This window comes from Streptomyces sp. NPDC052299, from assembly GCF_040679335.1.
In the GTDB taxonomy this organism is placed as follows: Bacteria; Actinomycetota; Actinomycetes; order Streptomycetales; family Streptomycetaceae; genus Streptomyces.
Map to the genome: position 1 here is coordinate 185,162 of NZ_JBFAUP010000001.1, position 13,323 is coordinate 198,484.

General features: G+C 68.3%; 8 protein-coding genes. 6 read left to right on the forward strand and 2 right to left on the reverse strand.

Annotation, left to right across the window (positions count from 1 at the left end; all coding sequences use genetic code 11):
- Positions 1-66 precede the first annotated feature (66 nt).
- Positions 67-2,826, reverse strand: coding sequence for a transglycosylase domain-containing protein (locus tag AB0L33_RS00840; protein WP_365676940.1), 2,760 nt, complete (start codon positions 2,824-2,826; stop codon positions 67-69).
- A gap of 387 nt (positions 2,827-3,213) precedes the next feature.
- On the opposite strand from AB0L33_RS00840, the gene AB0L33_RS00845 reads away from it, so the two are divergent.
- From AB0L33_RS00845 to AB0L33_RS00860, 4 genes are all read left to right on the forward strand, one after another.
- Positions 3,214-3,915, forward strand: coding sequence for a helix-turn-helix transcriptional regulator (locus AB0L33_RS00845; protein ID WP_365676941.1), 702 nt, complete (start codon positions 3,214-3,216; stop codon positions 3,913-3,915).
- 62 nt (positions 3,916-3,977) lie between these two features.
- Positions 3,978-5,060, forward strand: coding sequence for an inositol-3-phosphate synthase (locus tag AB0L33_RS00850; protein WP_365676943.1), 1,083 nt, complete (start codon positions 3,978-3,980; stop codon positions 5,058-5,060).
- A gap of 114 nt (positions 5,061-5,174) precedes the next feature.
- The gene (locus AB0L33_RS00855; RefSeq protein ID WP_365676944.1) at positions 5,175-6,440 is read left to right on the forward strand and encodes an MFS transporter; all 1,266 of its coding nucleotides are present in this window, start codon (positions 5,175-5,177) and stop codon (positions 6,438-6,440) included.
- Between the two features lie 44 nt (positions 6,441-6,484).
- Positions 6,485-7,045 carry a hypothetical protein gene (locus AB0L33_RS00860; RefSeq protein WP_365676945.1) on the forward strand — a complete coding sequence of 187 codons (561 nt, stop codon included), beginning with the start codon at positions 6,485-6,487 and terminating at the stop codon, positions 7,043-7,045.
- 127 nt (positions 7,046-7,172) lie between these two features.
- Here the strand turns inward: AB0L33_RS00860 and AB0L33_RS00865 are convergent, their stop codons facing one another.
- Complete coding sequence (locus tag AB0L33_RS00865) at positions 7,173-8,615, reverse strand: CCA tRNA nucleotidyltransferase (RefSeq protein ID WP_365676946.1); 1,443 nt, start codon at positions 8,613-8,615, stop codon at positions 7,173-7,175.
- Positions 8,616-8,796: 181 nt separating this feature from the next.
- Between AB0L33_RS00865 and AB0L33_RS00870 the strand changes: the two genes are divergently transcribed.
- Both AB0L33_RS00870 and murJ read left to right on the forward strand, forming a co-directional pair.
- A complete protein-coding gene (locus AB0L33_RS00870; protein ID WP_365676947.1) occupies positions 8,797-11,094 on the forward strand; it encodes a DUF6049 family protein in 2,298 nt (765 codons plus the stop codon).
- A 49-nt stretch (positions 11,095-11,143) separates the two neighbouring features.
- Positions 11,144-13,300, forward strand: a complete 2,157-nt coding sequence (gene murJ, locus AB0L33_RS00875) for a murein biosynthesis integral membrane protein MurJ (RefSeq protein ID WP_365676948.1) — start codon at positions 11,144-11,146, stop codon at positions 13,298-13,300.
- Positions 13,301-13,323 lie beyond the last annotated feature (23 nt).

Below are 13,323 nucleotides of genomic sequence, written 5' to 3' on the forward strand. Positions count from 1 at the left end.
GCTGTGGAAAGGACGAGGGCCGCCGCACCGGGGTGCCGCGGCCCTCATCTTCCTGCGTACCGGGCTCTACCCGGTCGTGCCACCCCACCAGTTGGTGCTTCCGGTGCTGTTGTTCCCGTTGCCGTTGCCGCCGGTGCCACCGTTGTTGGTTCCGGTGGTGGTGCCCCCGTCCGAACCGTCGTCACCGCCCGTCGTGCCGGTGGAGGTGCCGGTATCCGTTCCCGCGTCGCCGCCCTGGGTCGTGCCGGTATCCGTTCCGCCGTCGTTGCCCTGAACGGTGCCCGCGTTGGCGCCTCCGTTGTTGTTCTGGCAGTTCCAGTCCCACGTACCGCAGGTCTCGGAGGGATCGGGGCTCGGGACGTCCTTCGTGGGCGTGGGCGTCGGGGTCGGCTTCGTCGTCTCGGTCTCGGTCGGCGTGGGCGTCGGCGTGGGCGTGGGCTTCTTGGACGCGCCGCCGCCGTAGACCTTGTCCCCGATCGGCTCCGCCTTGGGGAAGGGCTCCGCCTTCTCCTTCTTCATCGCCTCGATCATGTAGTCGTGCCAGACCTGGGCGGGGAAGGAGGCACCGTGGATCTTGTCCTTGCCACCGGTGCCGTACATCTTCTCGAACTTGCGGTTCTTGTGCTTCTCGTCGTCGTCCAGCCGGTACATGCTGATCGCCGTCGACAGCTGCGGCGTATAGCCGACGAACCAGGCCGACAGGTTGTCGTCGGTGGTACCCGTCTTGCCCGCGACCTCACGGCCGGGAAGCTGGGCCGACGTACCGGTCCCCTTCTCGACGACGTTCTTGAGCACGTCCGTGACGTTGTCGGCGATGACGCTGTCGAAGGCGCTCTTGGTGACCACCTTGTGCTGGTACTCCGGCTTGCCGCGCTTCTTCACCTCGGTGACGGAGAACGGATCGCGCTGCTGGCCCCGGGCCGCGAAGGTGGCGTAGGCGCCCGCCATGCTCGTCGTGCTGGGCGAGGACGTACCGATCGAGAAGGACGGCACGCTGGCGTCCGCCATGTACCGGTCGTCCTTGAGGCCCGCCGCGATGGCCGCCTTCTTCACCTTGTCCGTGCCGACGTCCATACCCAGCTGCACGTACGGTGAGTTGGCGGACCACTGCATGGCCTCACGCAGGGTGATGTTGCCGTACGACTCGTGGTCGTCGTTGGTCTGCAGCCACTCCTTGCCGGCCTTGTCGGTCCAGATCTCGCCGTTGTACTTCTTGATCTTCAGCTTGTTGGCGCCGTTGTAGATGCTGAGCGGCGAGACCTTCGTGCGCTGCGACTCGTCCTGCTCCTCACCGCCGGACGGGTCCCGCTTGCCGTACTCCATGGCCGCCGCCAGCACGAAGGGCTTGAAGGTCGAGCCGACCGCGGCACCGGTGGGGTCGGCGTTGCTCTGGTAGTGCTTGGTCGCGTCCACGCCACCGTAGATCGCCTGGATCGCGCCGGTCTTGGGATCGACCGACGTACCACCGAACTGCACGTGGGTGTCTTCCGGGCGCTTCTTCGGGTCGATGTTCTCGTCGTAGACCCGCTTGACGGCCTTGCTGAGCTGATTGACCTTCTTCTGGTCGAAAGTCGTGTGGATCTCGTAGCCGCCCTGGTCGAGCATGTCCTTGGTGATGTTGGTGTGCTCGTAGATCTCGGCATTGGCGGTGTTGACGAGGTAGCCGATCTGGCCGCCCAGCTGCGCGGCCCGCTTCGGCTTGTCGGGCATCGGGAACTTGGTGTACCCGTCGCGCTCCTTCTGCGACATCCGGCCGTCCTTCACCTCCTCGTCGAGGATCCACTTCCAGCGCTTCTTCGCCCGAGCGAGGTTCTTCGCAGCGGTCGCCTGCACCGGGTCGACCTCCGGCGCGCCGGCCGGGTCGTAGTAGCTGGCGCCCTTGAGGAGGCTGGCCAGGAAGGCGCACTGGCTGGCGTTCAGGTCCTTGGCGTCCACGCCGTAGTACGTACGGGCCGCGGCCTGGATGCCGGAGGCGCCGCGGCCGTAGTACGAGACGTTCAGGTACCCGGCCATGACGTCCTTCTTCTTCATCTCGCTGCCGACCTTGAGCGTGATGAAGAGTTCTTCGAACTTGCGGCTGAGCGTCTGCTCCTGCGACAGCCGCGAGTTCTTCACGTACTGCTGGGTGATCGTCGAACCGCCCTGGGTCTCGCCGCCCTTGGCCATGTTGAAGACGGCGCGGGCGATACCCATGGGGTCGATGCCGTGGTCGGTGTCGAAGGACTTGTTCTCGGCCGAGATGACGGCGTTGCGCATTGCCTCGGGGATCTGCGCGTAGTCGATGACCTGGCGGTTGACCTCACCGCCGGTGGCCACCATCTGGCTGCCGTCCGCCCAGTAGTAGACGTTGTTCTCCGCCTTCGCGGCGTCCTTGACCTCCGGCTTGGCGACCATCGCGTACGCGAGACCCGCGAGGCCCATCAGCAGGCCGAGGAAGCCGATGCACAGGCCGGACACCAGCTTCCAGGACGGAACCCAACGACGCAGGCCACGACGGCCGGCGCGCGGGTAGTCGATGAAGCGCTTCTTGCCCGGGCGCCGTCCACCGCGCCCGCGGCCCTCGTGCCCTCCGTCCCCGCCGCCGCGACGCCGTCCACCGCCGCCGTCGGAACCTCCACGGCCTCCTCCGCCGCCGCGCTGGGCCGCCCGTCTGGCGGCGGCGCGACCTGCGTACGGTGCCTCCTCGCCGTGCGAACCGGAAGGTGAGGCTGAAGTTACTCCGCGTGACGGTGCTGCGCGGCGTCCTGAGGACTGCTGGGCGGCTCGTCGGGCCGCGGCACGTCCGCCGCCTTGCGGTTGCGACGTTTTGCGACGGTGCTCGCTCATCGAACGACTACTCCTCGGGCAGGCGAGAGCGCCTGGAAGCGGCAGGTGAGATCCGGTCCCCCGAATGACGGGCCGGCCCGGCTACGGGCTCGCCCGCTATGCGTCCGGATGGCCCGCGAACACTCACGCATGCGCGCGTCTCGCGGTTCCCGGTGGTCTGCATGCCGCACAGACTACGCACGGTCAAAACCCCCCTGGGACCGAACTTCACCCCAAATAACGCAAGTCGGTTCCTACGAATTGGCGATGTGACGCCGCTCACTGAGGCTCCCCTTGTCGGCACCGCCGGTCCGATCTATCGTGCTGATGTATCGAGTCGATACATCAGCTCGGTACATCGACCCGGTACAAGGGACCGTGAGAGCACTCGGAGAAGGAGGAGCGAGGTTGAGCAGACGTTCCGGCATCCTCGAGTTCGCCGTCCTCGGACTGCTCCGCGAATCCCCGATGCACGGCTACGAGCTGCGCAAACGCCTCAACACCTCGTTGGGCATCTTCCGTGCCTTCAGTTACGGGACGCTCTACCCCTGCCTCAAGACGCTGGTCGCCAACGGCTGGTTGATCGAGGAACCGGGGCCCGCTCCGGAGACGGCACCCGGCTCCGGCCGGCCCGTCGCTCCCGCCTCGTCCCTGGCGGGGCGCCGCGCCAAGATCGTCTACCGATTGACGGCCGAAGGTAAGGAGCATTTCGAGGAGCTGCTCTCGCACACCGGCCCCGATTCCTGGGAGGACGAGCACTTCGCGGCTCGCTTCGCCTTCTTCGGGCAGACGGAGCACGAGGTGCGCATGCGGGTGCTGGAGGGCCGTCGCAGCCGGCTGGAGGAGCGCCTGGAGAAGATGAGCGCCTCTCTTGCCCGCACCCGTGAGCGCCTCGACGACTACACACTTGAGCTGCAGCGACACGGCATGGAGTCCGTGGAGCGCGAAGTGCGCTGGCTGAACGAGCTCATCGAGAGCGAGCGGTCGGGACGGGATCAGCGACGATCCTCGCCCGAGAGCTCAGCTCAGCAGAAGACCGCAGGAGAGCCTGACGGCCTGCCCCGGCGGGGAGACAACCCGCCGGATCCGTCCGGCGACACCGCCAAGTGAGTGCGCCGCAGATCCGCGGCGGGCTCATAAGAAACATCCATTACACACAGGGAGCAACCGGAATGGGTTCGGTTCGCGTAGCCATCGTCGGCGTGGGCAACTGCGCCGCCTCGCTGGTCCAGGGCGTCGAGTACTACAAGGACGCCGATCCGGCCGGCAAGGTGCCCGGCCTGATGCACGTCCAGTTCGGCGACTACCACGTGCGGGACGTCGAGTTCGTCGCCGCCTTCGACGTCGACGCGAAGAAGGTCGGCCTGGACCTCGCGGACGCCATCGGTGCGAGCGAGAACAACACCATCAAGCTCTGCGACGTGCCGCACGCCGGTGTCACCGTCCAGCGCGGCCACACCCACGACGGCCTCGGCAAGTACTACCGCCAGACCATCGAGGAGTCGGCCGAGGCGCCGGTCGACGTCGTCCAGGTCCTCAAGGACCGCAAGGTCGACGTCCTGGTCTGCTACCTCCCGGTGGGTTCCGAGGTCGCCGCGAAGTTCTACGCCCAGTGCGCCATCGACGCCAAGGTCGCGTTCGTCAACGCCCTTCCGGTCTTCATCGCCGGCACCAAGGAGTGGGCGGACAAGTTCACCGAGGCCGGTGTCCCGATCGTCGGCGACGACATCAAGTCGCAGGTCGGCGCCACCATCACGCACCGCGTGATGGCGAAGCTCTTCGAGGACCGGGGTGTCATCCTGGACCGCACGATGCAGCTGAACGTCGGCGGCAACATGGACTTCAAGAACATGCTCGAGCGTGAGCGCCTGGAGTCCAAGAAGATCTCCAAGACGCAGGCCGTCACCTCGCAGATCCGTGACCGCGAGCTCGGCGCGGACAACGTCCACATCGGCCCCTCGGACTACGTGGCCTGGCTGGACGACCGCAAGTGGGCGTACGTGCGCCTCGAGGGCCGCGCCTTCGGTGACGTCCCGCTGAACCTGGAGTACAAGCTCGAGGTGTGGGACTCCCCGAACTCCGCCGGTGTCATCATCGACGCCGTCCGTGCGGCGAAGATCGCCAAGGACCGCGGCATCGGTGGCCCGATCCTCTCGGCATCCTCGTACTTCATGAAGTCCCCGCCGGTCCAGTACTTCGACGACGAGGCCCGCGAGAACGTCGAGAAGTTCATCCGCGGTGAGGTCTCCAACTGACTCCCGTGAGTCAGTCGCGCAGGTGAGACGCGGCAACGCTTGTCACCTGCCGCGCCGTTGAGGGCCCCCGGGCAATCCGCTCGGGGGCCCTCGTCGTGTGTGACCCTTGCTCCCATGCCCGTCGCGCGCGACCTGCGCATACTTCTCCGCCTCCGGGACTTCCGCCGCCTGCTGGCCGTGCGGATCATGTCCCAGGCGGCCGACGGCGTCTATCAGGTGGCGCTGGCCACGTACGTGGTCTTCGCGCCCGAGAAGCAGGCGTCCGCCGGGGCGATCGCCTCCGCCATGGCCGTGCTCCTGCTCCCCTATTCACTCGTCGGTCCCTTCGCGGGCGTGCTGCTGGACCGCTGGCCACGGCGTCAGGTCTTCGTCTACGGCAACCTGCTGCGCTCCGGGCTCGCCTGCTGCACCGCCCTCCTGATCATCGGCGCGGCTCCGGCGTGGCTCTTCTACGCCTCCGCGCTGTGCGTCACCGCGGTCAACCGCTTCGTCCTCGCCGGTCTCTCCGCCGTTCTGCCGCGCGTGGTCGAGCGGCAGCATCTGGTGCTCGCCAACTCGCTGTCGCCGACCGCGGGCACTCTCGCCGCCACCGCGGGCGGCGGACTCGCCTTCGTGGTGCGGCTGCTGGCCGCTTCGGACTCCGCTGTGGTGCTGCTCGGTGCGGTGCTCTACCTCGCCTCGGCACTGGCGGCGCTGAGCCTCACTGCGGGGCTCCTCGGGCCCGACCGCGACGCCGGGCGCACGGCGCTGCGGGCGGCGCTGGCGTCGGCGGCCGGAGGACTCCTCGACGGATTGCGGCACTTGCTGGAGCACCGGAGCGCCTCCCGGGCGCTGGCCGCGATGACGGTGATCCGGTTCTGTTACGGGGCGCTGACCGTCATGGTCCTGATGCTCTGCCGGTACGCCTGGACGGACAGCGAGGACGACGGGCTGGCCCTCCTCGGCCTGGCGGTGTTCGTCTCCGGTGCCGGGTTCTTCGCGGCAGCCCTACTGACCCCCTGGGCCGCGGGGAGGCTCGGGCGGCTCCGCTGGATGGTGGTGTGCGCGGGCACCGCCGCGGCGCTCGAACCGGCTCTGGGACTGTGGTTCGCTCCGGCGCCGATGCTCGTCGCCGCGTTCGTCCTCGGCCTCGTCACGCAGGGAGCGAAGATCGCCACGGACACGGTGGTGCAGACCGCCGTGGACGACGTCTACCGGGGCAGGGCCTTCTCGTTCTACGACGTGCTGTTCAACGTGGCCTTCGTGGCCGCGGCCGCGGTCGCCGCGCTGGTACTCCCGCCTGACGGACGGTCTGTGGCGCTGGTGATCGGTGTGGCGGCACTCTACGCAGGCTCTGCCCTGGGCCTCGCGCATTGGAGTCGGAGCGGTGATGTCCTATAGCGTGCCCGCGTCAAACAAGACGCACGAATCACGGGGGCATCCAGATGACTTACCCGCCGCAGCAGGGCAACGGTCCCTACGGCCAGCAGCCTCAGCCCTACCCGCCGCAGCAGGGCGGATACGGCTACCCGCCGCAACAGCCCCAGCAGGGGTGGGGCGGCCCCCAGCAGCAGCCGCAGCAGGGCTGGGGAGCCCCTCAGCAGCCGCAGCCCCAGGGCTGGGGCACTCCTCCGCAGGGACCTTCGCAGCCCTCGGGCGGCAAGAAGGCGTTCCTCGCCACCCGCAACATCATCATCATCGTCGTGGGCCTCGTCGTGCTCGGCGCGCTGAAGTTCGGCCTGGGCGACATGTTCGAGTCCGACGCCAAGGCCGCATCGGTCGGGGACTGCCTGGAGAACAAGGGCACCAACTACAGCCCCGACATGGAGTCCGTCGACTGCGACTCGTCCGCCGCCGAGTACAAGGTCGCCGAAGTGCACGACAACACGACTGACACGGACCTCTGCGACGCGGAGAAGTACTCCGCCTACACCGAGAGCTCGGGGCGCCGTAAGAGCCGGAACAGTGTGGTGCTCTGCCTCACGCCGCTCAAGCCGACCGGCTGAGTCTCCGCAGCACTCCGAGCACAGCCGAGGGCGTTGTTTCACGTGAAACAACGCCCTCGGTGCACGCCTCGGCGCTCATGTTTCACGTGAAACATGAGCGCCGAGGCGTTGAAGGGAAGCGAGAGCGTCAGCTCTGCGCCTCCCACCACTTCTTCAGCTCCGCAACCGCCGCGTCATGCTCCAGCGGGCCGTTCTCCAGGCGCAGTTCCAGCAGGAACGCGTACGCCTTGCCGATGACCGGGCCCGGGCCCACGCCCAGGATCTGCATGATCTCGTTGCCGTCCAGGTCCGGCCGGATCGCGTCCAGCTCCTCCTGGCTCTTCAGTTGAGCGATGCGCTCCTCAAGCCCGTCGTAGGTCCGCGAAAGGGCAGCGGCCTTGCGCTTGTTGCGCGTGGTGCAGTCCGAACGGGTCAGCTTGTGCAGCCGCTCCAGGAGGGGGCCGGCATCCCGTACGTAGCGGCGCACCGCGGAATCGGTCCACTCGCCGTCGCCGTAGCCGTGGAAGCGCAGGTGCAGCTCCACCAGCTTCGAGACGTCCTTGACCATCTCGTTGGAGTACTTGAGCGCCGCCATGCGCTTCTTTGCCATCTTGGCGCCCACCACCTCGTGGTGGTGGAAGGAGACGCGCCCGTCCTTCTCGAAGCGCCGCGTCCTCGGCTTGCCGATGTCATGAAGGAGAGCGGCAAGGCGCAGGACGAGGTCCGGCCCGTCCTCCTCCAGTGCGATCGCCTGCTCCAAGACGGTCAGGGAGTGCTCGTACACGTCCTTGTGCCGGTGGTGCTCGTCACTCTCCAGCCGGAGCGCCGGCAACTCGGGCAGCACCTGCTGGGCCAGCCCCGTTTCCACGAGGAGGGACAGGCCCTTCCGAGGATGCGCGGACAGCAGGAGCTTGTTCAGCTCCTCGCGCACTCGCTCGGCGGAGACGATCTCAATCCGGCCCGCCATCTCCGTCATGGCGCTGACGACCTCGGGGGCCACCTCGAAGTCGAGCTGCGCGGCGAAGCGGGCCGCCCGCAGCATGCGCAGCGGATCGTCGGAGAACGAGGCCTCAGGCGTCCCGGGCGTACGCAGGACCCGCTCGGCGAGGTCCTTCCGGCCGTCATGGGGGTCGATGAAGACCTTCTCCGGCAGAGCGACGGCCATGGCGTTGACCGTGAAATCGCGCCGCACGAGGTCGTCCTCGATGGAGTCGCCGTAGGACACCTCAGGCTTGCGCGAAGTCCTGTCGTACGCCTCCGACCGGTACGTCGTGATCTCGATCTGGTAGCCGTGCTTCTGGGCCCCCACCGTGCCGAAGGCGATGCCGACCTCCCACACGGAGTCGGCCCAGGGCCTGACGATCTTCAGCACGTCCTCGGGGTGGGCGTCGGTCGTGAAGTCGAGGTCGTTCCCGAGCCTGCCGAGAAGTGCGTCACGGACCGAGCCGCCGACCAGTGCGAGACTGAATCCGGCATCCTGGAATCGGCGGGCGAGGTCGTCGGCGACCGGGGCGACCCGCAGCAGTTCGCTGACTGCGCGGTGCTGCACCTGGGTCAGGGCGCTGGGGTTGTCTTCGTTGGCGTTCGGCACAACAGAAAAGGGTACGTGCACGGGCCGGTCCGGACGTCACCCATTTCCCGGGCCCTGCGAGACTCTCCCGATCATGCAGCACACTCCCCGGCACTTAGCCTCGACGCACCTCGTTACCATGCGGGGGCGCAGCAACGGACGACGATCCACAGCAGTTGACGATGACGAGGGACGGGTACGCGTGGCCGAGGCGGCAGACATCCAGGGGATGAATCCCTCTCCTGCCCGCCGGTGGCTGCGGCGCACGGCCGCTGTGCTCGCCGGGGCACCGCTCGTCGCCGCCCTGCTGGCAGGCGCCTCCACCCCGCAGGCCCGAGCCGATGCTCCGGCCAAGGCTCCGACGGGTTCCAGCACGGTGTCGGTGTCCCTGGACGAGATCACCCCCAGCGCCCCGGAGAAGGGGGACACGCTGCGGATCTCCGGGACGCTGACCAACAAGGGCAAGGAGACCGTCACCGACGCCCAGGTCGACCTTCGGGTCGGCCCCCGCCTCTTCAGCCGGACCGCCATCGACGCGGCAGCCCGGCGCACCGGATACCTGCCCGGTACCGACCCCCTTCCGATCGGGGGCAAGTACTCGGTCGAGATCGACAAGCTGCGCTCGGGAATCAGTCAGGACTTCACGCTGGCCGTCCCCGTCAGCAAGCTGAACCTCGGGGACGACGGGGTCTACCAGCTGGGCGTCTCGCTGTCGGGGCGCACCTCACACACCGTGTACGACCAGGTGCTCGGCATCAAGCGGACCTTCCTGCCCTGGCAGGAAGGCGACCGCGACTCCAAGATCGGCATCAGCTACCTCTGGCCGCTCATCGCGTCCGCGCACCTCACGGCGGAGACCGGCTCGGACGAGCAGCAGACCCCGGTGTTCGCCGATGACGACCTCGCCGCGGAGATCGCACCGGGCGGCCGACTCGAACAGATGGTCTCCCTGGGCAGCCGGCTGCCCGTGACCTGGGTCATCGATCCGGACCTGCTGGCCAGCGTCGATGCGATGACCAAGCCCTACCGGGTGAAGTCCGGCGACACCACGGTCGCCGGGACGAACCAGGACGTGGCCAAGAAGTGGCTGACCTCGCTGGAAGCCGCCGTGTCCGAGGGCAAGGTCGTAGCCCTGCCATTTGGCGACCCGGACCTGGCCTCGATCGCCCACCGCGGCAAGAACGTCTCCGGCACCCTCAGCCATCTGCAGACCGCCAGCGAGGTCGCCGGGATGACGGTGGAGACGATCCTTCATCTGAAGCCGTCCACCGACTTCGCCTGGCCGGTCGACGGTGCGGTGGACCCCTCGATCGTGGACGTCGCCACCTCGGCCGGTGCCCATCACGTGATCGCCCGCAGCGACAGCCTCGACGAGACCAAGAACCTGGTCTACACGCCGTCCGCCGCCCGTCCGATCGGCGGCGGCACCACGGCGGTCGTCTCCGACGCGAGGCTCTCCACGGCCTTCCAGGGGGACATGGGCAACGCCGGGAACTCCACGCTCGCCGTCCAGAAGTTCCTCGCCCTCACCCTCGCCCTGACCGAGCAGGACACGGACAAGGATCGTTCAGTCGTCGTGGCGCCCCAGCGCACGCCGACGGTCGCCCAGGCGCAGTCGATGGCACGCGCCCTCCACGCACTGGACGACGACCGCTGGACGAAGTCCGAGGGGCTGGTCCAGGCTGCCGCGACCAAGCCGGACTCCGAGGCGACCACCGATGTGCCTCCCGCGTCCCGCTACCCCAAGAAGCTGCGCCACCAGGAGCTGCCCACGCAGGCGTTCCAGGACATCAAGTCCATCCAGTCCTCGCTCAACAACTTCCAGGTCATCCTGACCCACCCCGAGCGTGTGGTGACCCCCTTCGGCAACGCCGTCAACCGGTCCATGTCGACGTCGTGGCGAGGGAAGCCGCTGAGGGCCCAGCAGTACCGGGACTCGGTCCGCACCTATCTGCAAGGGCTCGTCGGCGAGGTCCAGCTCGTCCCGAAGTCGGACATCACCTTGTCCGGCCGGAGCGCCACGATCCCCGTCACCGTGCAGAACAGGCTGTTGCAGGACGTCGAGGGCTTGGTGCTGCGGCTGAAGTCGGACAACGCGACCCGGCTCAAGCTGAACGACGGCGGCAGCATCGCGGAACAGCCCATCCAGATCGGCGCCGGGCACAGCCAGTCCGTGAAGTTCGACGCCGCGGCCAACATCAACGGCCAGGTCCAGATGACCGCACAGCTCTACACGGAGGACGGGACCCCGTACGGCGAGGAAATGGCCTTCACCGTGAAGGTCTCCGAGATCACCCCGACGGTCCTTCTGGTCATCGCCGGCGGGCTCCTGCTGCTGGTGCTGGCCGGCATCAGGATGTATGCACATCGCAAGCGCGCCAACGCGGGCGGCGCGGCGGGCGACGACGGCAGTGAACCCGAGCAGCCGAGTGACCCGACGCCGGACACCGGTCCCGAAAGCGCGGAGCCGTCGGGCACGGGTGAGAAAGTGGACCGTTGAGCGATGTCTGTCGTGGCCGGTCGGCCGGGGACGATGAGGTGGGGTTTCGATGAACGCGCCGTACGACGGTGACCGCGGTCAGGGTACGGGCGGAGCCGGGTACTCCGGCGGCCCACCGGTGCCCCCTGACCCGCAGCAGCAGCCGGCGCAGGACCCGTATCTGCAGTCCGCGTACGAACCCGACCCGTACTGGGCGCAGGACCTCTCTGCCCAGGACCCGGTGGATGAGGCGCTGTACGACCGCGCCGCGCATCCGCCGCCGCCTCCCGGCACCTACCAGCAGCCTCAGCCGCTCTACCAGCAGCCGCCGTCGCCGCAGTACGCCCCCGACCCTCGCATCTGGGCCCAGACGCCGCCGCCCGAGCCCGCCGGGCCCTCGCGCCATCTCCCGTACGGGGACAATGCCGCCACGACACAGTTCGTGGGCGTGGACGACCTCGTCACTCAGGCTTCCGCGGACCGTGACGAGCCCGATGCGTTCGCCCACCTCTTCCGCGACCAGGAGGGCCCCGCGAACCCGGGCCACTCTCCGGCCGCGGCCCAGCCCGAGCCCGCCCCGTCACCGGCCAAGTCCGGCGGTCGTGCCTCCAGCCTGCTGAAGTCCAGCGCGGTCATGGCGGCCGGCACGCTCGTCTCGCGCCTCACCGGCTTCGTCCGCAGCCTCGTGATCACGGCGGCGCTCGGCGCGGCGCTGCTCGGCGACAGCTTCACCATCGCGTACACGCTGCCCACGATGATCTACATCCTCACTGTGGGCGGGGGCCTCAACTCGGTCTTCGTGCCCCAGCTCGTCCGCTCGATGAAGGATGACGAGGACGGCGGCGAGGCGTATGCCAACCGGCTGCTGACCCTGGTGATGGTCGCCCTCGGCCTCATCGTCGCCGTGGTGGTCTTCGCGGCCCCCTGGCTGATCCGGCTGATGTCGTCGACCATCGCGGACGACCCGGCGGCCAACAACGTCGCCGTCACTTTCGCCCGCTACTGCCTGCCCACCATCTTCTTCATGGGTGTGCACGTCGTGATGGGACAGATCCTCAACGCCCGCGGGAAGTTCGGCGCGATGATGTGGACTCCGGTCCTGAACAACATCGTCATGATCTTCACCTTCGGGATGTTCATCTGGGTCTACGGCACGTCCCACGAGTCCCACATGGGCGTGGACACCATCCCGCCGGAGGGTGTGCGCCTGCTGGGCATCGGGACCCTGCTCGGCCTGGTCGTGCAGGCGCTGGCCATGATCCCGTATCTGCGCGAGGCCGGCTTCCGCTTCCGTCCGCGGTTCGACTGGAAGGGCCACGGGCTGGGGAAGACGATAAAGCTCGCGAAGTGGACGGTGCTGTTCGTCTTCGCCAACCAGGCCGGTGTGCTGGTCGTCACCCAGCTCGCGACCTCGGCCGGCAAGGCGTCCGGGAAGAACGGCGCGGGCTTCCTCGCCTACTCCAACGCCCAGCTGATCTGGGGCATGCCGCAGGCGATCATCACCGTCTCGGTCATGGCCGCCCTGCTGCCCCGGATCTCCCGGGCCGCCCACGACAACGACCCCGGCGCCGTCCGCGACGACATCTCGCAGGGGCTCCGCAACTCCGCCGTGGCCATCGTCCCGGTCGCCTTCGCTTTCCTCGCCCTGGGTGTGCCGATGTGCACCCTGCTCTACTCCTCCAGCGGCCCCGAGGCCGCCCGCTCCATGGGCTTCATCCTGATGGCCTTCGGCCTCGGTCTGATCCCGTACTCGGTGCAGTACGTGGTGCTGCGCGGGTTCTACGCGTACGAGGACACCCGCACGCCCTTCTACAACACCGTCATCGTCGCCCTGGTCAACGCGGCGGCCTCGGCCCTCTGCTACGTCGTGCTGCCCGCCCAGTGGGCAGTCGTCGGCATGGCAGCCTCGTACGGCCTCGCCTATGCCGTCGGCGTCGGTATCGCCTGGCGCCGGCTGCGCAACCGCCTGGGCGGTGACCTGGACGGCGCGCACGTGGTCCGCACCTACGCCAGGCTGTGCCTCGCCGCTCTGCCCGCGACCGTGGTCGGCGGGGCCGCGGGCTTCGGCCTTCTGCAGGTGCTCGGGGAAGGCGCCTTCGGCTCGCTCGTGGCCCTGGTCTGCGGCGGTGCCCTGCTGCTGGGAGTGTTCTTCGTCGCGGCGAGAAGAATGCGTATCGAGGAGATCAACGGCATGGTCGGCATGGTCAGGGGGCGGCTCGGCCGCTGAGCCGGCCGGACCGCACAACCATC